This window comes from Paludisphaera soli, assembly GCF_011064595.1.
Taxonomy (GTDB): Bacteria; Planctomycetota; Planctomycetia; order Isosphaerales; family Isosphaeraceae; genus Paludisphaera; species Paludisphaera soli.
The window spans coordinates 129532-153070 of the sequence record NZ_JAALJI010000011.1 but is presented as its reverse complement, the minus strand read 5'-3'; the positions used below and the strand labels follow the sequence as shown (position 1 = coordinate 153070).

The following is a 23539-nucleotide window of genomic DNA, read 5'->3' as shown; positions in this document are numbered from 1 at the left end:
GGGCCCTTCGATCGGTCGAGTTCGCGGAGGATCGCCGGGCCGACCCCTGGATCCCTCGATGACGCGAGGGGGCGCCATCGGTGGACGGCCTTCCCCCCCGGCGGGGGAAGGTGGCCCGAAGGGCCGGATGAGGGGGAAGACGAGCAAGGTCGCCGTTCGGAGTCGTCGATGACGGCTGCCGAGGCCGCCGGCCGTGCGAGCGGTCTGGAACTCCGAAGGCCCCCATGCTCGTCTTCCCCCTCATCCGACCCCTGGCGGGGTCTGCCTTCCCCCGCCAGGGGGGAAGGCCGTCGTCAGCCATGGATCGGCGAGGATTCCGTGGCAGACCGCCTCGCCATCATAACCGACCGGCGGCGAGATCCGTCCGCGTGTCCGTCGTTTAGGAGGGAGGGCCGATCGTGGCCCTCGACGAGACGACCTCCCCACCTCCCGCCGGCTCCGCCCTCCTGGAGGCCCACCCCGAAACTTTCGAAGAGATCGACCGTCATGGAATTGACGAGAAGGCCGAAGCACGACGTGTTCACCGCGCCCGGGGCCTACCGCGAGCTGGAGGCGAGGGTGCGACGGCGGACCATCGGCGAGGGCGCGCGGACGCTGTTCGTCTCCGCGTTCGACGAGCGGACGAGGCTGGGCCCTTATGTGTTCGTGGACCGGTCGCTGATCCCGGGCGCCGCGAGGGCCGTGGGCTCGGCCCTGCACGCGGCCGGGCTGACGAGCACGCGGCTCGTCCTCCAGGCGTGGTCGCCGCACGTCCGGCCGAGCCGGGCGCGGATCGACGGCGCGGCGCCGGACCTGTTCCTGGTCTCCGGCATGCAGATCCACAGCCGGTCGGCCTACCGGCTGGTCGAGGACGCGTGGAGCCTGGGCGCGGCGCGCCCCTTGATCATCGCCGGCGGGGCCAAGGCGGCGTACGAGCCCTGGGACTTCTTCGGCCTGGGGCGGGACGGCCGCGCGGGGGCCGACGTCGTGGTCACCGGCGAGGAGTTCGTCCTGCTGGAGCTGCTCGACCGGATCCTCGAATTCAAGCGCGACCGCGACTCGTGGCGCGAGGGCTTCGACCGCGCCCGGGCCGCCGGGGCGCTGCACGACGTCGCGGGCCTGGTGTTCGCGCCCGAGCCGGGCGAGGCGGAGCCCGGGGCCCTGGTCGACACCGGCCCCCAGCGGCTGGTCCGCGACCTCGACGAGCTGCCCCTGCCGTTCGACGGCCTCGGCCTGTTCGAGCCCCCGCACAAGGGCGTCGAGCTGGCCCCGCGCCCGCTCGCCGCGACGCAGTTGAAGGACCACGCGGCGCTCCTGACGGTCGTGCTGACGCACGGCTGCAAGTTCCACTGCCCGTACTGCCCGATCCCGGGCTACAACCAGGGGACGTATCGACATAAAAGCCCGAGCCGGATCGTCGAGGAGCTGGCGGGGATCGTCGAACGCAGCGGGATGGCGACGTTCTTCGGCGCGGACGACAACTTCTTCAACGACCGCGCGTCGACCGAGTCGCTCCTTCTCGCCATGGCGCGCGGCACGGCGGGCGGCAGGCCGTTCCGCGACGCGGTGTGGATCGGCACCGAGGCCACCGAGCACGACGTGGACCGCAACCGCAACCTGCTGCCGCTCGCCCGCGAGGCCGGCGTGCGGGCGGTCTGGTTCGGCATCGAGGACATGACCGCCTCGCTGGTCAAGAAGGGGCAGACGCCCGAGAAGACCCGCGTCGTCTTCCGCGAGCTGCACGACCACGGCATCGCGCCGATGCCCATGATCATGCACCACGACGAGCAGCCGCTGTTCACCTTCCGGGGGCTCTACGGCCTCCTGAATCAGGTGCGGTTCCTGCGCCGGGCGGGGGCGGTGAGCATGCAGATCACCTTCCTGACGCCGATGGTGGGCTCGAAGAGCTACGAGCGCTACTTCGAGGACGGCCTGCTGATGCGCGAGGTCGACGGTCAGGAGGTGGACGACAGCCACTTCGACGGCAACCACTGCCTCACCACCGGCAGCGCGCACCCCTGGCGCAAGCAGGCGAACCTGTTCGTCGCCTACGCGGCCTTCTACAACCCGCTGAGCCTCGTCCGCGACCTGTTCAAGCGGCGGGACGGCCTCTGGAAGTTCCGCCTGATGTATCAGGTGCTCGGCCAGCTCGGACTCGCGCGGTCGATCGTCAACGGCTCGCGATGGGTCCGTCGCCTGCGGACCGGCCGGATCGTCGTCCACACGGCCGCGCGCCCGCCCCGGTTCCCGATGATCGCCGCGAACGCCGAGGCCGCCACGCGCTGAGATCGGCCTCCCTACCCTTCTCCCCTGGTGGGGGAAGGACCGCGAAGCGGTCGATGAGGGGGACCATCCAGGCGGACGAGACGTGGCAGCGACGGCTTTTCGGAACGCCCCCCTCATCCGCCGCTGCGCGGCACCTTCTCCCACGAGGGGAGAAGGACGATTCGCGAAGGCCGGATGAGGGGGACCATCCAGGCGGACGGCGAGAGGCAGCGACGGCTTTTCGGGCCGGCTGAGGCTCCGACGGCGCTCGTGCTCGTCTTCCCCCTCATCCGGCCCTTCGGGCCACCTTCCCCCGCGAGGGGGGAAGGGAGTTGGGCTCGAACTCGTCAGGCCTTGAGGGCGCCGATGGCGGCCTCGGTGCGCTTGAGGATGTCGTCGACCTGGTCGGTGGACTGGAAGCCGATGATGAAGGAGTCGACGGTGCCGAGGCCGAGGACGTAGCGGAGGCTGGCGTCGATGCGGCCGGGCTCGTTGATCTTGCCCTCGCCGAGGATCTTCATGCCGATGACGCCCTTGCCGGCGTTGTGCATCTCCTCCAGGACGGAGGCGACCTCGTCGGGCTTCTTGTCGTCCATGATCAGCCCTTCGGGGTTGATCCGGGCGAGGTCGACCTCGACGAACGGCAGCTTGGCGGAGGTGCGGAGCGGGTCCATGCCGTGGCAGCTGGTGCCGTGGGCGCGGATCAGCTTCTCCTCCTTGGCCTGCATCAGGGCTTCCATCGCGCCGGTGTGCTCGTGGTCCCAGCCGTCCTTGGTCATGCAGTGGAGCAGCAGGACGTCGATGTAGTCCACGCCCAGCTCCAGGCGGTAGCGCTGGAGGTGGTCGCGGGCGGTGACGGCGTCGGTGGCGTGGGTCTTGGTCTGGATCTGGTACTGCTCGCGGGGGACCCCCTTGAGGGCCTCGCGCAGGTAGACGTGCGAGCCGTACTGGTCGGCGACGTCGAACAGGGTGACGCCGTGGTCGAGCGCGTGGCGGACGACCTTGGTGAAGCCCTTGACGCCCAGCTTGGTCTGGTTGCTGGACTGGCCGCCGCCGACGGTGCCGCTCCCCATGCCGATGAGAGACGTCTCGATGCCGGTCTTGCCGAGCACGACGCGGGCCTGGGGGCCGGCGGGCAGGGCGTTGCGGCCGAAGGCCCCGGCGGCGCGCGACGTCCCGGCGCCGGCCGTGGCGGCGAGCGTCGCGGCGGCCGCGGTGGAGGCGAGGAAGTCGCGGCGGTTGAGAGCGGGCGTCATGTGCGGGTCTCCCGTATCGTGGCGTCTCGATCCGAGGAAAGGGGACGGATTCCGTCCGCCGACGTGGACCCCCGATTCTATCCCGGCCCGCCCGATGCTACCATGGGGAAGTCGAACATCTCGCGCGGTGCTGAAAAGGGCTGGAGGTCGGTCGTGTTCACGGGTCTGGTCGAGGCGATGGGGCGGATCGAGGAGGCCGCGGACGAGGACGGGGGCCGGCGGTTCGCCGTCCGCTGGGAGGGGCTCGACGCCCCGCTGGCGATCGGCGAGAGCGTGGCGGTCAACGGCTGCTGCCTCTCCGTCGTCGTGACCGGCCCGGAACGCTTCGAGGTCCAGGCCGGGCCCGAGACCCTGCTCCGCACCAACCTCGGGGCCCGCAAGCCGGGCGACCGGGTGAACCTGGAGCGCTCGCTCCGCGTGGGCGACCGCCTCGGCGGCCACTTCGTCCAGGGGCACGTCGACGCCACCGCCGCCCTCCGCGAGCGCCGTCGCGAGGGGGAGTGGGAGTTCTTCGGCTTCGAGATCGACCCCGCCTGGACCGCCTTGATGGTCCCCAAGGGCTCGATCGCCGTCGACGGCGTGAGCCTGACCCTGGTGGACGTGGGACCGTCGTCGTTCTCGATCATGCTGATCCCGCACACCCTGGGCGTCACCACCCTGGGGCTTTTGCGGCCCGGCGACCGCGTCAACATCGAGGCCGACGTGCTGGCCAAGCACGTCCAGAAGCTCCTGGGGCAGGTCCGATGACGAGCGAAGCCCCTACGCCCCAACGCCAGACGCAATCGTACCTCCGACGGCTGTTCGGCCGCCGCGGGCTCTCGCCCCGGCACCGGCTGGGCCAGAACTTCCTCATCGACCTGAACATCCACGACGTGATCGTCGAGCAGGCCGCCGTCGGCCCCGACGACGTGATCCTGGAAGTCGGCCCCGGCGCGGGGGCCTTGACCGCCCTCATGGCCGGCCGCGGGGCGCGGGTCCTGGCCGTCGAGGTCGATCCCGGGATGGCCGCCCTGACCACCGAGGCGATCGCCGACCTGCCTAACGCCCGCGTCCTGAACCTCGACGCACTGGCCTCCAAGCACCGCGTGGCCCCCGAGGTTTTGGAGGCCCTGGACGCCCTCCGCGAAGGTCGGCCCTACAAGCTCGTGGCGAATCTGCCGTACAACATCGCCACGCCGCTCATCATGAACCTGCTGGTCGACGACGCCCACCGGCCGGAATCGATGGTCGTCACCATCCAGAAGGAGTTGGGCGAGCGGATGATCGCCGGCCCCGGCTCGCCCGAGAACAGCGCCCTGTCGGTGCTCATGCAGGCGACGTCCGAGGTCGAGATCGCGCGCGTCCTGGCGCCGACGGTCTTCTGGCCCCGCCCCAAGGTCGAGTCGGCGATCGTGGCGATCCGGCCGATCCCCGAGAAGCGCGAGGCCGTGGGCGACCTGGCCTGGTTCCACCGGTTCGTCCGCGACGTCTTCCTCCACCGCCGCAAGAACCTCCGCGTCGTCCTCTCGAAGCTCGCCCCCGAGGGGGTCGCCAAGGCCGACGTCGACGCCGTCCTGGAATCCGTCGCCATCGACGGCCGCCTCCGCGGCGAGGCCCTGGAAGTCCCCCAGTGGATCGCGCTAGCGAAGGCCCTGCAGGCGAGCTGGGGCGACGTCCGGTCGGCGGACGACGCCGATGAGGAAGCGGCGGAAGCCGAAGCGTCGCCCGACGAGCCCGACGCCGAATGACCGGGCCGGGGCCGGTCGTCGTCGCCGGCGGCAGCGGCTTCCTGGGCGTGTCGCTGGCGACGCACCTGAGCCCGGGCCGACCCGTCGTGATCCTCTCCCGCAGGCCCCCGAAGCCGGCCGGCCCCTGGCGGCACGTCGCCTGGGACGGCCGCACGGTCGGCGATTGGGCCCGCGAGCTGGACGGGGCGAGCGGCCTGGTGAACCTGGCGGGGCGGACCGTCGACTGCATCAAGACGCCCGACCATCGCGACGAGATCCTCCGCTCCCGCGTCGAATCGACCCGCGTGCTGGGCCTGGCCGTCCGCGCCGTCGCGGCCCCGCCGCCGGTCTGGGTCCAGATGAGCACCGCCCACATCTACGGCGACCCGCCGCGCGAGGTCTGCGACGAGGATTCCCCCTTCGGCCTCGGCCTCGCCCCCGAGGTCGGCCGGGCGTGGGAGGAGGAATTCGCGCGGAGCGTCCTCCCCTCGCAGCGGGCCGTGGTGCTGCGGACGAGCTTCGTCGTCGGCCGCGATCGCGGGGCCGGCGGCGGCGCGCTCGCGAGGCTCCGCACGCTGGTCCGCCTCGGCCTGGGAGGGCGGGTCGGCTCGGGCGAGCAGGGGATGAGCTGGATCCACGAACTCGACATGAACCGGCTCTTTGAACGCGCCCTGGACGGCCCGACGATGCAAGGAGCGTACATCGCCTCCGCCCCGGAGCCCGTCCCCTAGCGCGAGTTCATGCGGACGCTTCGCCGCGCCGTCGGCATGCCGATCGGCCTCCCCGCCCCCGCCTGGCTCGTCCGCCTCGGCGCCCCGCTCGTCATGCGGACCGACCCGGAGCTGGCCCTCTACGGCCGCTACGTCGTCTCGAAGCGGCTCGAAGCCGAAGGATTCGCGTTCCGGTTCCCCCGCCTGGACGCGGCGTTGGCCGATTTGCTGGGCGCGAGCCCCCGCCGGGCGTGAAATTGGACGCTCCTCGCTCGACGCCACGACACAGGGTCTTCGCGAGGGCCGGACCTGGGTGCCACGGGTTCCCCGAACCCGTGGCACCCGACGATTTTCCATCGCGTACGGGTCGGGTCGAGTGAGGCGTGTCGAAAAGCGCGCGTTTCAGCCCTTCGGCGGCGGCAGGAGGGAGGGGCGCGGGTGGCGGCGGTCGACGTCGGGCTCGCCGGGGCGGTGGGCCTGGCGGGCGCGGGCGGCGACGGAGTCCCAGAGGGCGGCCAGCTCGGCGACGGCGTTCTCGGGATGCTCGCCCGCGCGGGCGGCGACGGCCTTGACCTGGTCGCGGAGGGCGGTCTGCTCCTCGATCGGCAGCTCGCCCGACGCGGTGGTCGTCGCCAGCAGGCCGTAGGTCGCCTGGACGGCCTCGTCCCAGGCGCGGGAGTCGACGCCGGGGGGCTGGACCTTCCGCAGCTCGAAGACCGTCGGGGCGACCTCCTTGCGGCCGAACTCGGTGCGCTCCTTGAAGCGGTCCAGGCCCGGCCGGAAGATCAGGAAGAGCAAGGCCCAGAGCAGGACCACCCCCACGCCCGACAGGATCACGAACCGGCGCCCGGAATACTCCCGGCCGCCTCGCCCGCCGCGCAGGTCGACCGCCCGCGGCGGCGACCCGGGGATCGGGGGCGAGGGCTTCGGGGTCTGGTGGAGGGGGCCGTTGCGGCCTTCGCTCGGCGTGATCATGCTCATGGGGCGTTCCGTCGGGTGGCGCGTCGGGTCGGTTTCGGGCGTTCCGTCCGTCGTTCCAGTTTATCGCGAAACGCACGTGGGAGTCACTCCGATCCGGGGAAGCCGACGGGATTCCGGGGAGTCCTCGCTCAACCTCACGGATTCATACATAAAGGAAAGCACCTGGGTGCCACGGGTTCCGTGAACCCGTGGACCGGCTCGGGATCTCGGCGGCGGCTCGGGACCAGCCCGACGCCGATCCACGGGTTCACGGAACCCGTCGCACCCCGATCCGGGCCTCTCGACGGCGGCCGAGCCGGTGGTGTTCAGGGCGGACTTTCGGGATCCGCCGCGTCAGGCGTCGCCGGGGCCTTGCAGCCTCGCCGACGGGTCGGGTGGGCGTTTGGCGACCCGGCCCTGAAGCTGGCCCCGCCAGCTCGCGGCGAGGGCCGGGAGCGCGGCCAGCTCGGCCGCGCCGGCGAGGTCGGCCTTGTCGTGGTGCATGATCCGGTTGGCGCGGGCGACGGTCCAGTCCGGGTGGGGGCGCTCGACGACCGTGATCGGCGAGCCCGGGGCGACGAGCCCTTCCTCCAGGACGCGGACGTACCAGCCGGTGCGGCCCGTCTGCTGGACCTGGAGCGTGAGCGTCTTGATCTTCCAGCGGCGGGCGATCTTCCAGCAGGGCTGGCGGGGCTGCGAGACCTGCACCAGCGCCTCGCCCACGCGCCAGACGTCGCCGACGCAAACGTCGGCCTCGGCCAGCCCCTCGACCGTGAAGTTCTCGCCGAAGCCGCCGAAGGCCAGCTCGGCCAGGCCGGTCTCGGCCCGCCAGCCCGGGTAATGGGCCGCCGGGTAGCAGCAGACGGCCTTGTCGGGCCCGCCGTGGTTCACCGTGTCGGCCTGGCCGTCGCCGTCGAGGTTCGTCCGCCGCAGCCTCACCGGGCCTTCGACGGGCCCCTTGACGAAGCCGGTCTCCCAGGGCCGATCCATCGGGTCGGCCGCCCCCTCCTCTCCCCACGTCCGGGGCCGGCCCACCTGGATCGATGAAAGGATCGCCGCCATCGCGTCTCCTCCTCAATTTTAGGCTTCGTGCAAGCCGTCGCTTCGGTCATCGAGGTGGGCCGACGATTACTCGCGACGCCCCGTGGAACAGGAGGCCGCCGATCAGGGCGAGGGCCAGTTGCGGCAGGATGAGGCCGGCGACGACGACGGCGTGCAGGACGATCAGGCCGCCTTTCGTGACGTAACGTCCATGGGTCACGGCCTTGAAGAGAGGCTCGATGACTCGGTCGCACAGGAAGCCTACCGTCTCATCCGGGGACCGGGCCAGTCCGGCGAGGGCGAGGGCCAGGGCCGCCGCCCCGAACGTCGCGAATCCCAGGAGAAACGGGCTGCGGCGTCGCCAGCCGATCGCGAGGCCGAACGCCAGGACGTTCGCCATCGGGAGGGCTCCATAGATCAGGATCGTGAACGTCCGCGACGCGAGGAGCGGGCCGGCGAGGACCAACCTGGACGCCTCCCTCACGAGCGCCCGGATCGCCACCAGTTCGAGGGCGGCGATGCCGATCAGGACCATGAGCCGGGCGATCGGGAGGCGGCCCATCTCCACGCTCCTTTCATCAGACTCGGCGGTGGACCGGGCCCCACGGCCCGGCCGGTGTCCGTAGTTCGCCCGGCCGTCCCCCGCCGGGACGACGCGACCGCGACGATCTCAGGTGCTCAGGTCCGTCTCTTCCCAGGATACGGCGGGGCTGAGGCACCAGGTGAGGCCGTGCCGCCGCTCGTGGACGGCGCCGCCGTCGTGGATCGGGTGGAAGCCCCGCGGCACCGTGTCCCGGCCGAGCTGGGCGCTGCGGACGGCGTTGTGGGCGCAGTAGAAGCGGTATTCCAGGGCGATCACCTCCTCGACCGTCCGCGGCTTCGACCCGGCGACGGCGTCGGCGACGGTCCCTCCCAGGCCGGGGATGAAGTCGACGATCATCGGCCGGGCGACCTCGGGCCCGACCTGCGAGCCCACCGACGGCGGCGGCTCGAACCCGAGCACCCAGGCCAGCGGCCACATGTTCTCGAGCTTCCAGCCGATCGAGCCGGCGTGCGCCTCGTTCGCCCCCGCGCGGTCCAGCGACAGGATCTCCCCCTCCTCGTCCGTCAGCCAGCTCCGCAGGTCGTTCCTGCCCAGAGCCCCCTCGATCCGGTCGGTCGCGACGAGGTCCTCGGGGAGGACCACCCAGGAGAAGAGGGCGTGCAGCGCCATCAGGCGGGCGGCGACCTCTTCCAACGGCCGGAGCGACCGGCCGGCGTCCGGCTCGGGGAGCCATCGGGCCGGGCGGAAGCCCTGCCCCTCCAACTCGGCGATCGTCCGATCCTTCAAGGATTGTCCGGCCATCGTCCAGCCTCCGAACGGTCGCCTCGGTCGAGGCTCGGGCATGAATCGGTCCGGCATGTTAACCCGGAGCGGCCGGCGGAGCCATGGAATCGCGGTCGGCCCGCGGCGGACTTTCCCGGCTTTTCCTGGATACCGCCGCGCGGAGCCATTCCAATCGAGGCCTGGAACGGCGGCGCATCGAAGGCACGATCGGATCGGGGGGTGGGATGATGGGAGACGTCGATCGCGGCCGGACGTGGTCCTGGAACTGGAAGCGGATCGCGGCGGTCGGCCTGGCGATCCTGGCCGTCGCGGCGGGCGTGCTCGGGTTCCGGGCCGACCGGGAGCGGCGGTCGAGGGAACGCATCGAGCTGGTCGTCCGCAACCTCGAACAAGGCGAGGAGATCGCCAGGACCAACACGATCCTCGGCCTCAACGCGGCGGTCGAAGGCCCGGAGGAGTTCGTCCGGGTCTTCCCCGCCCTGCTCGGCGCGCTGGGCGACGCGTCGCCGATGATCCGCGGTGCGGCCCTCTCGGCGACCTCCGGGCTGATCGAGCGATACGGCCGCCAGGGTCAGGCCGGCGCCGGCCGGGAAGCGGAGGTCGAGGCGCTCGGCCGCAGGGCCGAGTCGGCGACGGCGGCGCGCCTCGACGACCCGTCGCCCTTCCTCCGCGCGGCCGCGGCGAGGGCCCTGCAGGCCCTGGCCTCGGCCCGGAGGCTCCAGGACCCGCCCCCCCGGCTGGTGGACGGGCTGGACGACGAGGACGAACAGGTCCGCAAGGCCGCGGCCGCCGCCGTGGCCGCCTACGCTCGCGGGCCCGAGCGGATCGTCCCGGTGGCCCTGCGGCGCCTGCCGACCGAAGGCCGGGCCGCCCGCTCGGAATTCGCGAGGGTCTTCCACTACACCAGGCTCGAACCGTCGGTCCTGCCGCTGCTCATCGAGGGGCTGGCGAGCCCGGACCCGGAAGTCCGCCGCTGCTGCGCGACGGCGATCAACCACATGGGCCCCGACGCCGGCCCGGCCCTTCCCGCGCTCGTCGCCGCGATCCGCGAGGAGCTGGCGCGGGCCCGTTCCGCCGACCCGCCCCCGCTCTCCGAGGCGATCCTGGCGATGGCGTCGGGGGCGATCGGCGAGAACGTCACGGACGCGAGCCCCGCGCCCCCGGGGACGGTCGAGGTCCTGGGCGACGTCTTGAAGCACGCCGGCCCGCCGGCTCAGCCTGCTTCGGAACGCGAGTTCCGGCTCGCCGAGGCCGCCTGGTCCCTGGGGATCCTCGGCCGCTCGGCCGCCTCCGCCGCGCCCCTGCTCCTCGCGACCTACGAGGCGGCCCCGCGCGACGCCGACCTCCTGCGCGGGATCGTCGCCGAGGCACTCGTCGAGGTCGCCCGCGGCACGCCCGACGAGGACCGCGCCCTCGCGACGCTGGCCGGATCCTGGGCGGCCGCCACCCCGAAGCAGCGCCCCGTCCTCGCCCGCGCCCTGCGCGCCTTCGGCCCCAAGGCGCAGCAGCTCGTGCCGGAACTCAAGGAGTTCCCCCCCGACGACGCCCCTTCGAAGATCCGCCGCGTCCGCTATCCCCGGTAGGAGATCGGACCGGCCGGCCCGACGCGAGCATTCCGATCGACCACGGGCGGAATTCTCGGCCTTGAATCGGGCCGACGACGCTCCTAACCTGGATCGGGGAGATCGAAAGGCGCCGAGATCGAGCCAAGCATGACCAGATCGACGATCCGCCGGATGGTCCTCATCGCCGCCTGCGCCCTGCCCGCCGGGACGGCCGTCGCGCGCGAGCCGGGGCCCGAAGGGGCCGACCCCTTCCAGGCGAAGGTGCTGCCGCTGCTGGAGCGGTACTGCATCAACTGCCACATGGAGGGGGACGCCAAGGGGGACCTGGCGCTCGACCTTTACGACGACCAGGCGGCGGCGGTGAAGGACGACAAGGCCTGGCTGCGGGTGCTCGACGCGCTCGACGGCGGGACCATGCCGCCCCCCAACAAGCCCCGGCCGACCCTGGGCGAGATCGAAACCGTCACCGGCTGGATCGAGCGCGACTACCTGGCCGCCCGATTCGGCGAAGGGCGGCCCCCCGCCCCCGTCGCGATCCGCCGCCTGAACCGGCAGGAGTACGACAACACGATCCGCGACCTGACCGGCGCCGACCTGAAGCTGGCCGCAGCCCTCTTCCCGGCCGACGACGTGGGCTTCGGCTTCGACAACGTCGGCTCGGCGCTCAACGTCTCGCCCGTGCTGGTGGAGAAGTACCTGGACGCCGCCGAGGCCGTCCTGGCCGCCGCGATCCGCCCGCCCGACGCCGAGGCGTTCCCGCCCCGCGAGCTGATCGGGCTGCAGACGTACCGCCTGCCGCCGGACAAGCCCGTCGAATTCGCCCACACGCTCAAGCCCGGCCGCTACCTCGTCGACTTCAGCCTGGTCCGCGTGGGGGTCGACGAATCGGTCGAGCCCCCCCGGCTGATCGTCGGCCTGGGGAAGGACCGTCGCACCGTCCGGGCCGTGAGCGTGCAGGACGAGACCGTCGTCTACCGCTACTGGCTGACCGTGGTCGACGGCGACGAATCCGCCTTCGTCACGCTCGCCCCCGGCGAGGAGAAGGGGGAGAACGTCGTCGCGCCCAGGCAGGTCGGCGCGGCGGCCGGCGGCGATCAGCGCTACGGCTCCGACCGCGGCCTGCACGTCGACTCGATGGTCGTCCGAGGCCCGCTGCTCGTGGAGGAAACGAACCTCCCCGAATCGCACCGGCGACTCCTGCCCGAGACGCCGGGCCTCGGCGATGCGGCACGGCTCGAAGCCGCCCGCGCGGCGGTCTCGCGGTTCGTCGACCGCGCGTTCCGACGCCCCACGCCCCCGGAGGAAATCGACCGGGTGATGGCCCTCTTCCGCCTGGCCGACGACCGGGGCGAGAGCTACGAGCGGTCGGTGCAGGTGGCGATGGCGTCGGTCCTGGCCTCCCCCCGGTTCCTCTACCTGATCGAGCCCGACGCCGAGAACCCCGGCGTCGACCGTCCGCTCGATGAGTACGAGCTGGCGAGCCGGCTGTCGTACTTCCTCTGGAGCAGCATGCCGGACGAGGCCCTGTTCGACCACGCCCGCGCCGGGACCTTGCGGGCGAACCTCGCCGCGCAGGTCGGCCGGATGCTGGACGACCCGAAGTCCTCGGCGTTCGTCGCCAACTTCGCCGGCCAGTGGCTCCAGCTCCGCCGCCTGGAAGGCGTGGCCCCCGACCCCGACCGCTTCCCCGGCTTCGACGACTCCCTGCGAGCCGCGATGCGCGAGGAGACCGAGCGGTTCTTCGCCCACGTCCTGCATGAGAATCGCAGCATCCTGGAACTCCTGGACGCCGACTACACGTTCGTGAACCCGGCGCTGGCGAAGCACTACGGGATCGACGGGGTCGACGGCGAGGGCTTCCGCCGGGTGTCGCTGACGGACGGCCGTCGCGGCGGGGTGCTGACCCAGGCGAGCGTGCTGACCCTGACCTCGAACCCGAACCGGACGTCGCCGGTGAAGCGCGGCCAGTTCATCCTCCAGCAACTGCTGGGCACGCCCCCGCCGCCTCCGCCGCCCGACGTCCCCGAGCTGGACGACGACGGCCACGCCGGCGACGCGGACGCCTCGCTCCGCGAGCGGATGGAGCGGCACCGGGCCGACCCCCAGTGCGCCTCGTGCCACCAGCAGATGGACGCCCTGGGCTTCGCCCTGGAGAACTACGACGCCGTCGGCCGCTGGCGGTCGAGCGACGGCGACACGCCGATCGACCCCTCCGGCGAGCTGTCCGGCGGCCGGTCCTTCCGCGACGCGGGCGAGCTGAAGAACGTCCTGCGCGGCACGGCCTCGCGCAAATTCGCGCAGGCCCTGGTGAAGAATCTGCTAACCTACGCCCTGGGACGGGGCCTGGAGCCGGCCGACTTCCGCACCGTGGAAGACGTCCGCTCGCGGCTGGCCGGCGACGGCTGGCGGATCCGGAGCGCCGTCCTCGCGATCGTCGAGAGCCCCGCCTTCCAGAACCGCGGCGTCGCCCCGTGAGCGTTCTCTGGGGATGGGGCCAGATTGAAAAATGGAATCTTGGCCCCCGCCCGGATCAGATCGATGTATGACGACAACTGCTTGTTCATGCTATACAGTCCGACCTCACGCCCGAACTTGTACAACGTCCTGCATTATTATTTATTCCACGGCAAAGACCTGAATACGAGCGACGGACGCCCTATTCGTCCGCTCCAGATCATGAGAAGCGGCCGCCACACCCCCGACGTCACAATCGTCGGAGGCGGGCTCGTCGTGTCCTCGGCGGTCAGATCCAAGCTGTCTCGCTTCAAAGGCGTCGAGTACAGACCTGTGCATTTCAAAAAGCTTGTCGACTGCGATTATCCCGTAGGCGACTTTTCTTATTACGACAGCGGGGACTTCCTCGCCGATCCATTCAGCCACGACCCAGAGACGCTCATCGACCGGCTGCCGGACCATCCTGAGCTGCACGACCACGCAGGCGAGCATTATGAAATCGTAGTTCCGCATTACGAAGACATCAAACCAGATCGTTTTCGCGCCGGCTCGAGCATCCGGGTCGTCGTCCCGGAGGACGACGAGTACGTCGATCTAGGCGACGGCCCATTCCGAGTGACGCGAGACATGATTCAGGAGTATCCGATCTTTCAGAACGGCGATTTCTTCGTCAACGGCGAGTGCGCCAAACTGATAAGCGAGTTCATCGATTCACCATTTTACAAGATGGCGAAGGTCGTTTGAGGGGTTAAAATCGCAAGCCTGAAGCCCAAAACGGCGCGGAGGACCGGCAGCGTCACCCCGGGGATGTGGAGATCGGGCGGTTTTGAAGCCGGCCGTCGCGACAGCGATGCGGATACAGCCGAACACGATCGATCGTCTGGCCGTAGGAATCGGATGGGCCTTTGTTTTGTACGGCGCTTTCCGCTATTGGACCATCGGGTGCGACATGCCGGCAAACGGAAGGGTCGACAGGGGCAGAGAGGTCTTCCTGGAACTAATGCTCCATGGCACCGGGATTTCCATCTTGTTCGCGCATGCAACGATTCTGCGTCTCAAGAGAAACATCGTAGTACCGACTTCGATCTACATCGCGTTGCTTTCTGCTCTGACCATGGCGTGCCTATACAGCCTTCTTGACGTCCTCCCTTCATGACAAACCAGGCCCCTGCGTCGCAGACCCGCCATCGAACCGTCGACGCTTACGAGGAGGAACGGATGAGGAACCCCAGCCGTCGCGACATGCTCCGGGGCCTGGGCGCGGCCCTGGCCCTCCCCTGGATGGAGAGCCTCGCCCCGTTCGCCCGCGCCGCCGGGGCTTCGCCGGCCGAGGCCGGCAAGCCGCCGGTCCGGATGTGCTGCTGGTACGTCCCCAACGGCGTCCACCTGCCGGCCTGGTTCCCCGACCACGCCGGGGCGCTCGTCGACCTGCCGCCGACCCTCGAACCGCTGGCGTTCGCGCGCGATCATTTGAGCACGTTCCACGGCCTGATCCACAACACGGCCCTGACCAACGGCGACGACGAAGGCTGCGGCCACGGCCAGGGCGCCGCCAGCTTCCTGACCGGCGCGCAGGCCGCCAAGTCGCAGGACGCCGTCCGGGTCGACGTCTCGGTGGACCAGCTCTACGCTCGCCACGTCGGCGGGGCCACCCGCTTCCCCAGCCTGGAGCTGGGCTGCGAGTCCCCCCGGTCGGGCAACGCCTTCGGCTACAGCGGCGCCTACAAGACGCACATCTCCTGGCGCACGCCGACCTCGCCCGCCCCCTATGAGCTGAACCCCAAGGTCGTCTTCGACCGCCTGTTCACCAAGGGGACCAACAGCCTGACGCAGGCGACCGTGGCCGACCGCGACTTCTACCGCAAGAGCCTCATCGACTACGTCCGCGACGACGCCGACCGCGTCCGCCGCGCCGTCTCCACCAACGACCGCCGCAAGCTCGACCAGTACCTGACCGGCGTCCGCGAGGTGGAGCGGCGGATCCAGCAGGCCGCGACGGCCGCCGACCTCCCCGGCGACTTCGCCCGCCCCGCCGGCGTCCCCGAGGACTTCGACGAGCACCTGCGGCTGATGTGCGACCTCATGGTCCTGGCCTTCCAGACCGACACCACCCGCGCCTCCACGTTCATGGTGACCAAGGAGGCCTCGGACCGGAACTACCCGTGGCTCGGCTTCACCGACGGCCACCACGAGACCTCGCACCACGGCAACGACCCGGAGAAGAACCGGAAGCTCCGCGCCATCGACCGCTACCACGTCTCGATCCTGGCCTACATGGTCGAGAAGATGGCCGCGGTCGAGGAGGCCGACGGGTCGACGCTGCTGGACAACTCGATGGTCCTCTACGGCAGCGGCATCGCCGACGGCGACCGCCACGACCACGTCAACCTCCCGGTCCTCCTCGTCGGCAAGGGGGGAGGCGCCATCCGCGCCGGCCGCCACCACAAGCTCCGCGCCGAGACCCCCATGGCCAACGTCCTCCTCACCATGCTCCAGCAGGCCGGCCTCCCGATCGACCAGTTCGGCGACAGCACCGGGACCATCCCCGGCCTGGCGGTCTGACCAGGCCGTCCAACCCTTCCCCCCTCGCGGGGGAAGGTTCCCCGAAGGGGCGGATGCGGGAGAGGACGAGCACGAGCGCCGTCCGGAAAATCGGGCGGGCCCGAAAGTCGATGCATCCTCGTCTCGTCCGCCTTGATGGTCCCCCTCATCCGGCCCTTCGGGCCACCTTCCCCCACCAGGGGGGAAGGAGAGCGAGCACCTGGTTCCTTGACGGCGGTGAGGCATCCCGAGATGAGCATGACAGTAGGATTACTCGTCTTGGCCCTCGCCGGACCGGTCGAGGACCTGAAATCGGAGGGCGTCGAGGCCCGCCGGGCCGCCGCGTTGGCCATCCGCTCGGTCGACCGCGAGGCCCGCGTCGCGGCCCTGCCGGCGTTGATCGACCGGCTGATGACCGAGAAGGACGGCCAGGTCCGGCTGGCGGTGTTCGACGCCGTGACGAGCCTGGGTCCGGACGCCGCGCCCGCCGTGGAGGCGCTGGCCCACTCCCTCCGCAGCAACTTCGGGAACCAGGGCCGCGAGAAGTCGCACCAGGACTACCGCGCCGCGCTGGCCCTGGCGGCGATCGGCGGGCCCGCGGTCGAGACGCTCCGCTCGCTGCTGACCGAGCGCCGGGAGAGCGTCCGCGCCGAGGTCGTCATGGCCCTGGGCCGGATCGGCCCCGACGCCGCGCCGGCCGTCGCCGACCTGCTGCCGCTCCTGGCCGACCCCGGCGACCGCATCCGCGCCGAGGCCGTCCGCGCCCTGGGCTCGATCGGCCCCGCGTCGCTCGACCCGCTGATCGCCGCATGTTCGCATGAAGACGCGAAGGTCCGGTCCGGGGCCGTCGAGGCTCTGGGCTTCGCGACCGCCCCCGACCCCCGCGCCGTCGCCGCCGTGATCGGACGCGCCCGCGACGACTCCCCGGAAGTCCGCGCCGCCGCGATCCGCTCGCTGGCGCGGTTCGGCGAGGCCGTCCCGGAGAAAGACGCCCTGACGGCGCTCCAGGCCGGCCTCCGCGACGACGACGAGGGCGTCCGGCTCGCGGCCGTCGACGCGTCGATCGATCGGCCCGAGTTGCTGGCGAGGTCGGCCGACGACCTGGAGTCGCTCCTGACCGCGCCCGGCGACGGGCCCGCGCGGCACGCGGCGTTCCTGCTCGGCCGCATGGGGGCCGACGCCGCGCCGCGACTCCTCCGCGCCCTGGCCGACGATCGCAGCCGCGTCGGGCCGATCGCCGACGCCCTGGCCGGCCTCGGCCTCCCGGTCGCGCCGACGCTCGTCGAGGCCGCCGCGTCCCCCTCGCCCCGCGTCCGGCAGGCCGCGGTGCTCGCCCTGGGGAGCCTCCGCCCGCTCGCCCCGGGGGCCGTCGAGGTGATGACGAAGGGCCTGCGCGACGCCGACCCGGCCGTCTCCGCCGCGAGCCTCGCGGCGCTGGGCTCGCTCGGCCCCCGCGCCGCGCCGGCCATCCCCGAGGTCCGCGCCCTGCTCCGCGGCGACTCGGCCGAGCTGCGGGCGCAGGCGGTCGCGGTGCTCGCCCAGGCCGCCCCGCGCGACGGGAAGCTCGTCGACGACCTGATGGGCGTCCTGGACGACCCCGAGCCCGCCGTCCGCCGCCCGGCGCTCGAACGCCTGCGGGGCCTGGGGACGCTCGGCCGCAAGGCCATCCCCGCCGCGATCGCGAAGCTGAACGACCCCGACGACGACGTCCGCGCCGCCGCCGCCGACCTCCTCGGCGGCCACGGCCCGTCGGCCGCCGAGGCCGTCCCCGCGCTCACGGCGATGCTCGCCGGCCCCTCGCCACGGATCCGGATCCTGGCCGCCGAGACGCTCGGCAAGCTCGGCCGTTCCGCGCAGGCCGCCTTCGACCCCGTCGCCGCGCTGCTCGACTCGCCCGACGAGCCGGTCCGCGAGGCCGCCGCGCTGACGCTCGGCGCGCTCGGCCTGGACGCCGAGGCCGTCCGCCCGCGCCTGGCCGGCGCCCTCCGCGATCCCTCCCCGGCCGTCCGCAAGGCCGCCCTGCGGACGGTCCAGCGGTTCGGCCCCTCGGCCTCGTACTTCGCCCCCGACGTCCTCTTGATGGCCGTCGAGAAGGAGGACCGCCCCGCCGTCGAACGCTTCCTGAAGCGGCTGGAGCGACGGGGCCCCGACCCCCGCACGATCCCCGAGCTGACCTCGCGCCTGGGCCACGACCACCCGGCCGTCCGCCTGCTGGCCGTCCGCCTCGTCGCCCTCGCCGGCCCCGCCGCCGCCCCGGCCCTGCCCGCCCTCGAACGCCTCCGCGAAGACCCCGACGCCGAGGTCCGCGCCCAGGCCAGGGCCGCCTGCGACCGGCTCAAGCCCGCCCCCGCCACCCCGCCGGGCGAGGCGTGATCGCCCCCTTTGACGCGCATCGGCGGGCGTGGGCAGAATGGCGAACGCGGAGGATGGTTCGCGTCGAGGCGTCCGGGACGACGTCGTCCCCGGATCAAGAAGGCGGTGAGCGATGGCGGACGAGCACGAGGAGCGCCGGGAGGCGCAGGCCGAGCCGGCGGCCGAGGGCGTCGCCGGGCCGAAGCACTCGCGGACGCGGCGGTGGTCGGTGCGGACGATGAAGATCGTCGCGGCGGTCGTCGGGTCCTGGTTCCTCGCGGCTTATCTGATCGCGCCCTTCTTCTGGACGCACTACGAGCACGCGCCGGCGATGGTCGCGGCGCCCCGGACGACCGTGACCGCCCAGGGCATCCCCGGCGACCCGCTGAACGTCGGGCTGATCGGCACCAAGGAGGAGCTGATCCGCGCGATGGCCGGCGCGGGCTGGGACCCGGCCGACCCGGTCACGCTCCGCACCAGCCTGGAGATCGCCGGCAGCGTCATCCGCGGCAAGCCGTATCCCGACGCCCCGGTGAGCCCGCTGTTCGTCTTCGGCCGCAAGCAGGACCTGGCGTTCGAGAAGCCCGCCGGCGCGAGCGCCAAGCGTCGGCACCACGTCCGGTTCTGGGAGTCGACCGACCTGGGCCGCGCCGGCGAGCCGCTCTGGATCGGGGCCGTGACGTTCGACCGGAGCGTGGGCCTGAGCCACCGGACGGGCCAGATCACCCACCACATCGCCCCCGACGTGGACGACGAGCGCGACGCCCTCATGGCCGGCCTCCGCGAGCATGGGCTGCTCAGCCAGGTGTTCCAGGTCACCGGCGTCGGCGCGACCCTCTTCGGCCGCAACGGCGGCGGCGATCCGTATTACACCGACGGCGAGCTGACCGTCGGCGTCCTCGCCGATGTCGGCCGCAAGGACGAGTCGCCCGCGACCCTCGACAACCCGCCCGTCATCCGGTTCAAGGAACAGCTCTGGTCCGTCGTCAAGCCGATGCTCGACTCGCTCCCGGGCTCCCAGGCCGACGACCAGGACGGGGGAGACGCCCCGTGAACCGTCGCGACCTGCTCCGGGCCGGCGCCGCCGCCCTGCTGCTCGACGCCCGCCGCCGCGAGGCCGACGCCGACGACCACGCCGGCCGCGTCATGACCGTGCTCGGGCCGATCGCGCCCGGCGAGCTGGGCTTCACGCTCACCCATGAGCATATCCTCGTCGACTTCGCCGGGGCCGACGCGGCGACGCCCGACCGCTACCGGCCCGACGACGTGGAGGCCGTCGCCCTGCCCCACCTGAGGGCGATCCGCGAGCAGGGCGTGCGGACGCTGGTCGAATGCACGCCGGCGTACCTCGCCCGCGACCCGGCGCTGCTGAGGCGGCTGTCCGAGGCGACGGGGCTGCAGGTCCTGACAAACACCGGCTACTACGCGGCGTGGGACGGGCTGTTTCTGCCGGCCCACGCGCGGACAGAGTCGGCCGACGAGCTGGCGGCGCGCTGGCTGGCGGAGTGGCGCGACGGGATCGGCGGGACCGGGATCCGCCCGGGGTTCCAGAAGATCGGCCTCGACGCCGGGCCGCTCCCGGAGGTCGGCGTCAAGCTCGTCCGCGCCGCGGCGCGGGTCCACCTGGCGAGCGGCCTGACCATCGCCGCGCACACCGGCGACGGCCGAGCGGCGCTCCAGGAACTGGACCTGCTGCGCGAGGAAGGCGTCGACCCCTCGGCCTTCATCTGGGTCCACGCCAACGCCGAGCCGGACCTCGCGATGCACGCCGAGGCCGCCGCGCGGGGGGCCTGGGTCGAGTTCGACGGCGTCGCCCCCGGCTCGGTCGACCGCCACGTCGAACTCGTCGCCGCGATGAAGGCGAAGGGCCGGCTCGGCCGCGTGCTGCTCTCGCACGACGCCGGCTGGTACCACGTCGGCGAACCCGGCGGCGGCGACTTCCGGCCGTTCGACACCCTGGGGAAAGACCTCCTCCCCGCCCTTCGCCGGGCCGACTTCACCGACGCGGAGGTCCGCAAGCTGACCGTCGACAACCCGCGCGAGGCGTTCACGATCCGCGTCCGCCGGGGCTGATCGGCAGGGGCGGGCGGGGATGGTCCGCATCGAGCTAGCGCCGGCGGGGCGAGTGGTATGAGGTCCGGAACGGTCTTCCCCCCTGGCGTGGGAAGACAGACCGCGGAGCGGTCAGTTGAGGGGGGGCGCTCGCGGGGTGCTTCGCACTTCGAAGCCAGGCCCGCACGGCCGACGGCCTCGAAAACCTTGCTGGAACTCCGGCGGCCTTCTCGCTCGTCCCCCCCTCATCCGGCCCTTCGGGCCACCTTCCCCCGCCAGGGGGGAAGGACTTTGAGGAATCGAATCTGACTTCACTTCGCCGACGGCGGCGCGACCTGGGCCGGGGAGGCGAGGTAGGCGAAGAGGTCGCGGATCTCCTGGGGGGAGAGGGCTTCGAGCTGGCCTTCGGGCATCATGGAGATGTTGGAGGTCTTGACCTCCTCCACGTCCTCGCGGGGGAGGATGATCCGCTCGTTGGCCGTCTGGATGGTCAGGACGGCGTCGGTCTGGGAGCGGAGGATGCCCGAGACCAGGCGGCCGTCGGCGGTGGCGACGTTGGTCACGGTGTACTCGCGGGCGACCGTGGCGCTGGGGTCGAGGACGTTCTCCAGGATGTAGTCGGCGTTGGCGCGGTCGGAGCCGGTCAGCTCGGGGCCGACGTCCCCGCCGGAGTCGAACAGCTTGTGGCAGGCCTGGCACGTCCGCTCGAACACGGCGCGGCCGTTGACGAGGTCGGGCTCGCCGCCGCCCAGGATCGCCTTGTACTTGCCGATCAGCGACGCCTTGTCGGCCGAGGTCGCCCGCACAGTCCCCCAGACGGCCTCCAGGCGGCGGGCCAGGCCGGCGTCGCCCAGGGCCTGGATCTGGCGGGCCGTGGTCACGCTGACCTCGCGGCGCGGGACGGTCCCCTGCTCCACCGCGTCGAGCAGGGCGAGCGCCCAGGCCGGCCGCGCGGCGAGCGTGGCGACGGCGTCCTCGCGCTCGGAGGGGGTGAGCTTCGGGTAGCGGCCGAGCACGAGCCCGGGGACGTCCGGGTCGGCGAAGGCGGCCAGGGCGCGGAGGGCCCGGGCGCGGAGGGCGTCGTCGTCGAGCAGGCCGGGGATGTCGCGCTCCAGGCCCGGGGTCCGGCGCTCGACCAGCGTGGTGAGGGCCTGGGCGCGTCGTTCGGCGTCGGCCTTCGAGTCGAGCAGGGTGGCGCGCAGGGCCTCGACGGCCCGGGGCTCGTCGAGGATCACGGCCAGACGCAGGGCCTTCTCCAGGACCTCGGGCGACTTCACGGCCGAGAGCCCGGCGTAGAGGTCCGCCCAGCCCTCGGGCCGGGGGACCTGCTTGCGGCCCCGGAAGGCCTCCAGCACGCCGTCGAGCACGTCTGACCGCAGGTCGTCGCGGTCGAGCTTCAGCACCGAGGCGAGCGCCGCCAGGCCCTTCGCCGGGTCGGCCGAGACCATCCGCCGCGCCAGGAAGTTGCGGAGCATCGGCAGCTTGACCACCGGCGCGAGGGCCGCCGCGCGGTCGAAGTCGTCCGCCGCCAGGGGCTCGATCCCGTACCAGGTCATCAGCGGGAGCATCGGGTCGGCCGGGTCGATCTCGGCCGCCGCCAGCGTCTCGGCCAGGGGCCGGCGGTCGGCGACGGGGATCCGCTGGAGGGCCGACGTCAGGGCCAGCCGCACGCGGGGCGAGGGCTCGTCCTTCGCCAGCGCCGCGAGCTTCGCCACGACCGCCGGGGCGACCGAAGGCCCGTCCACCAGCAGGCGGACGGCCCAGCCCCGCACCGACTCGTCGCGGTCGGCCAGCAGGCCGATCAGGGCCTCCTCGTCGAGCCCGCCGATCGCGTGCAGCGCCCACAAGGCGCGGAGGCGTCGGGGAGCCTCGGCCTCGTCGCGGAAGGTCGCCTGCAGCGCCGAGCGGGCCGCGCTCATGTCGCCGCCGGCCGCCGCGCGCTCCTGCAAAATCCGGCGGGCGGTGCGGACGTACCAATCGTTCTTGTGGCGCTGGAGGCCGGCCAGCTCGACGTCGGTCTGCTTCGCCAGGTCGACCTGGACCGGCTTCGTCTCGCCGTAGGTCATCTTATAGATCCGCCCGTTCTCGCGGTGGGCGTTGTCGGCGTCGTTCTCGTGGCATTCGCCGATGTCGGCCCAGTCGGTGAAGTAGACGGCGCCGTCGGGGCCGTACTTCAGCTCCAGGCCGCGGAACCAGACGTCGTCCACGCGGAGGAGGTCGGGCTCGTGATGGGCGACGTAGCCGGACCCCTTGAGTTCCAGGCGGTCGTGGTTGACGCGGTGGCCGTGGATGTTGAACGTGTAAACGCCGTCGCGGTACGAGTCGGGCCAGTTGTCGCCCAGGTAGACCATCGCGCCGACGTGGGCGTGGCCGCCGCCGGCCAGGCTGTGCTTGTCGTGCCCCTCGCCCTCGCGCGACTCGGTCCAGTGGCCGCCGGCCCAGTGCAGGTGGTCGGCGCAGGTGGGGATGCGTTGATAGGTGTTCGGGTTGAAGTCCTCGCCGAACATGCGGTCGAACCGGGCCCCGGGGACGACGTGGAACAGGTGGGGGATCACGCAGTTGGTGATGAACGCCTCGCCGTGGTCGTCGAAGTCCAGGCCCCAGGGGTTCGTCGTCCCGTGCGCGACGACCTCGAAGGTCTTGCGCGTGGGGTGATACCGCCAGACGCCGGTGTTGATCGGCGTGCGGTCGGCGTCGGACGCGCCGGGGGCGCCGACCTTGGAGTTGGACAGGATGCCGTTGAGGCCCCAGAGCCAGCCGTCCGGGCCCCATTTCAGGCCGTTGAACATATTATGCTGGGCTTTTTCGTCCCAGCCGTCGAGGACCGTGACGGCCGGGCCGTCGGGCGCGTCGTCGCCGTCGGCGTCGGGGATGAACAGGAGGTTCGGCGTGGCGCAGAGCCAGACGCCGCCGAAGCCCAGCTCGATGCCGGTGAAGCTGGTCCCGCCCTCGTAGAAGACCTTGCGCGAGTCGAATTTTCCGTCGCCGTCGGCGTCCTCGAAGATCGTCACGCGGTCCTTGCCCACCGGCCCGCCCAGCCAGATCGGGTACGAGAAGTTCTCGACCACCCAGAGCCGGCCCTTCGGGTCGATGGTGAAGGCGATCGGCTGGAGCACGTCGGGCTCGGCCGCGAACGGCTTGACGGTGAACCCCGGCGGGATGGTCATCTTCGACGGGGCCTGATCGGCGGGCGTCGGCGCGTGGGCCGGCGCCGGCGCCGGATCGTCCGCGCCGGACAGGACGAGCAGGGCCCCGACGGCGACGGCCGACGAGAGGACGAAGGGGAGGCGTCGCGCGGTCATCAAGGGGAGGCTCCGGGCGGGTTGTCTGC

The 23539-nt window shown here is 72.1% G+C and carries 18 protein-coding genes; 12 read left to right on the top strand and 6 right to left on the bottom strand.

From position 1 onward, the window contains the following. The first annotated feature begins 486 nt into the window (after positions 1–486). Positions 487–2265, top strand: coding sequence for a B12-binding domain-containing radical SAM protein (locus G6O68_RS15840; protein ID WP_165249496.1), 1779 nt, complete (start codon positions 487–489; stop codon positions 2263–2265). A 326-nt stretch (positions 2266–2591) separates the two neighbouring features. On the opposite strand, the gene G6O68_RS15835 is transcribed toward G6O68_RS15840, so the two are convergent. Then, entirely contained in the window at positions 2592–3500 is a 909-nt protein-coding gene (locus tag G6O68_RS15835) for an aldo/keto reductase (RefSeq protein WP_165249494.1), read from the bottom strand. A 153-nt stretch (positions 3501–3653) separates the two neighbouring features. Here G6O68_RS15835 and G6O68_RS15830 point away from each other — a divergent pair, with 153 nt between their 5' ends. The 4 genes from G6O68_RS15830 to G6O68_RS32400 are packed head-to-tail and all read left to right on the top strand — an operon-like array spanning position 3654 to position 6171. Beyond that, positions 3654–4247, top strand: a complete 594-nt coding sequence (locus G6O68_RS15830; RefSeq protein WP_165249492.1) for a riboflavin synthase — start codon at positions 3654–3656, stop codon at positions 4245–4247. After that, positions 4244–5227, top strand: coding sequence for a 16S rRNA (adenine(1518)-N(6)/adenine(1519)-N(6))-dimethyltransferase RsmA (gene rsmA, locus G6O68_RS15825; protein WP_165249490.1), 984 nt, complete (start codon positions 4244–4246; stop codon positions 5225–5227). The genes G6O68_RS15830 and rsmA overlap by 4 nt, the downstream gene beginning before the upstream one ends. Next, positions 5224–5937: an NAD-dependent epimerase/dehydratase family protein gene (locus G6O68_RS15820; RefSeq protein ID WP_206108109.1), complete on the top strand. Its 714-nt coding sequence runs from the start codon at positions 5224–5226 to the stop codon at positions 5935–5937. Before rsmA ends, G6O68_RS15820 begins: the two co-directional genes overlap by 4 nt. Before the next feature lie 9 nt (positions 5938–5946). After that, positions 5947–6171: a DUF1731 domain-containing protein gene (locus G6O68_RS32400; RefSeq protein ID WP_206108108.1), complete on the top strand. Its 225-nt coding sequence runs from the start codon at positions 5947–5949 to the stop codon at positions 6169–6171. 147 nt (positions 6172–6318) lie between these two features. Here the strand turns inward: G6O68_RS32400 and G6O68_RS15815 are convergent, their stop codons facing one another. The 4 genes from G6O68_RS15815 to G6O68_RS15800 all read right to left on the bottom strand — a co-directional run bounded on the left by G6O68_RS15815 (position 6319) and on the right by G6O68_RS15800 (position 9262). Further along, entirely contained in the window at positions 6319–6897 is a 579-nt protein-coding gene (locus tag G6O68_RS15815; RefSeq protein ID WP_165249488.1) for a hypothetical protein, read from the bottom strand. Positions 6898–7230: 333 nt separating this feature from the next. Next, a complete protein-coding gene (locus G6O68_RS15810; protein WP_165249486.1) occupies positions 7231–7938 on the bottom strand; it encodes an MOSC domain-containing protein in 708 nt (235 codons plus the stop codon). Positions 7939–7984: 46 nt separating this feature from the next. Continuing rightward, positions 7985–8479, bottom strand: a complete 495-nt coding sequence (locus G6O68_RS15805) for a hypothetical protein (protein ID WP_165249484.1) — start codon at positions 8477–8479, stop codon at positions 7985–7987. A gap of 108 nt (positions 8480–8587) precedes the next feature. Next, positions 8588–9262, bottom strand: coding sequence for a DUF4272 domain-containing protein (locus G6O68_RS15800; RefSeq protein WP_165249482.1), 675 nt, complete (start codon positions 9260–9262; stop codon positions 8588–8590). 206 nt (positions 9263–9468) lie between these two features. Here G6O68_RS15800 and G6O68_RS15795 point away from each other — a divergent pair, with 206 nt between their 5' ends. From G6O68_RS15795 to G6O68_RS15765, 7 genes are all read left to right on the top strand, one after another. After that, positions 9469–10827 (top strand): HEAT repeat domain-containing protein, encoded by a 1359-nt coding sequence (locus tag G6O68_RS15795; RefSeq protein ID WP_165249480.1) that lies wholly within the window; start codon positions 9469–9471, stop codon positions 10825–10827. Positions 10828–10956: 129 nt separating this feature from the next. Continuing rightward, entirely contained in the window at positions 10957–13284 is a 2328-nt protein-coding gene (locus tag G6O68_RS15790; protein ID WP_165249478.1) for a DUF1592 domain-containing protein, read from the top strand. A 63-nt stretch (positions 13285–13347) separates the two neighbouring features. Continuing rightward, the gene (locus G6O68_RS15785) at positions 13348–14007 is read left to right on the top strand and encodes a hypothetical protein (RefSeq protein ID WP_165249476.1); all 660 of its coding nucleotides are present in this window, start codon (positions 13348–13350) and stop codon (positions 14005–14007) included. 474 nt (positions 14008–14481) lie between these two features. After that, entirely contained in the window at positions 14482–15825 is a 1344-nt protein-coding gene (locus G6O68_RS15780; RefSeq protein ID WP_165249474.1) for a DUF1552 domain-containing protein, read from the top strand. A gap of 258 nt (positions 15826–16083) precedes the next feature. After that, entirely contained in the window at positions 16084–18177 is a 2094-nt protein-coding gene (locus tag G6O68_RS15775) for a HEAT repeat domain-containing protein (RefSeq protein WP_165249472.1), read from the top strand. 112 nt (positions 18178–18289) lie between these two features. After that, positions 18290–19210, top strand: coding sequence for an LssY C-terminal domain-containing protein (locus G6O68_RS15770; RefSeq protein ID WP_165249469.1), 921 nt, complete (start codon positions 18290–18292; stop codon positions 19208–19210). Continuing rightward, on the top strand, positions 19207–20229 hold the full coding sequence (locus G6O68_RS15765) for a phosphotriesterase family protein (RefSeq protein ID WP_165249467.1): 1023 nt from the start codon (positions 19207–19209) through the stop codon (positions 20227–20229). Before G6O68_RS15770 ends, G6O68_RS15765 begins: the two co-directional genes overlap by 4 nt. Positions 20230–20519: 290 nt before the next feature. Here the strand turns inward: G6O68_RS15765 and G6O68_RS15760 are convergent, their stop codons facing one another. After that, positions 20520–23510 carry a PVC-type heme-binding CxxCH protein gene (locus tag G6O68_RS15760; RefSeq protein ID WP_165249465.1) on the bottom strand — a complete coding sequence of 997 codons (2991 nt, stop codon included), beginning with the start codon at positions 23508–23510 and terminating at the stop codon, positions 20520–20522. Positions 23511–23539: the final 29 nt, after the last annotated feature.

Bases quoted from the DNA above. Each gene is read 5' to 3' on its own strand.
- G6O68_RS15820 (WP_206108109.1), top strand. From the start codon at position 5,224: ATGACCGGGCCGGGGCCGGTCGTCGTCGCCGGCGGCAGCGGCTTCCTG.
- G6O68_RS15780 (WP_165249474.1), top strand. From the start codon at position 14,482: ATGAGGAACCCCAGCCGTCGCGACATGCTCCGGGGCCTGGGCGCGGCC.
- G6O68_RS15760 (WP_165249465.1), bottom strand. From the start codon at position 23,510: ATGACCGCGCGACGCCTCCCCTTCGTCCTCTCGTCGGCCGTCGCCGTC.
- G6O68_RS15835 (WP_165249494.1), bottom strand. From the start codon at position 3,500: ATGACGCCCGCTCTCAACCGCCGCGACTTCCTCGCCTCCACCGCGGCC.
- G6O68_RS15770 (WP_165249469.1), top strand. From the start codon at position 18,290: ATGGCGGACGAGCACGAGGAGCGCCGGGAGGCGCAGGCCGAGCCGGCG.
- G6O68_RS15785 (WP_165249476.1), top strand. From the start codon at position 13,348: ATGTATGACGACAACTGCTTGTTCATGCTATACAGTCCGACCTCACGC.
- G6O68_RS15800 (WP_165249482.1), bottom strand. From the start codon at position 9,262: ATGGCCGGACAATCCTTGAAGGATCGGACGATCGCCGAGTTGGAGGGG.
- G6O68_RS15790 (WP_165249478.1), top strand. From the start codon at position 10,957: ATGACCAGATCGACGATCCGCCGGATGGTCCTCATCGCCGCCTGCGCC.
- G6O68_RS15805 (WP_165249484.1), bottom strand. From the start codon at position 8,479: ATGGGCCGCCTCCCGATCGCCCGGCTCATGGTCCTGATCGGCATCGCC.
- G6O68_RS15815 (WP_165249488.1), bottom strand. From the start codon at position 6,897: ATGAGCATGATCACGCCGAGCGAAGGCCGCAACGGCCCCCTCCACCAG.
- G6O68_RS15795 (WP_165249480.1), top strand. From the start codon at position 9,469: ATGATGGGAGACGTCGATCGCGGCCGGACGTGGTCCTGGAACTGGAAG.
- G6O68_RS15810 (WP_165249486.1), bottom strand. From the start codon at position 7,938: ATGGCGGCGATCCTTTCATCGATCCAGGTGGGCCGGCCCCGGACGTGG.
- rsmA (WP_165249490.1), top strand. From the start codon at position 4,244: ATGACGAGCGAAGCCCCTACGCCCCAACGCCAGACGCAATCGTACCTC.
- G6O68_RS15840 (WP_165249496.1), top strand. From the start codon at position 487: ATGGAATTGACGAGAAGGCCGAAGCACGACGTGTTCACCGCGCCCGGG.
- G6O68_RS32400 (WP_206108108.1), top strand. From the start codon at position 5,947: ATGCGGACGCTTCGCCGCGCCGTCGGCATGCCGATCGGCCTCCCCGCC.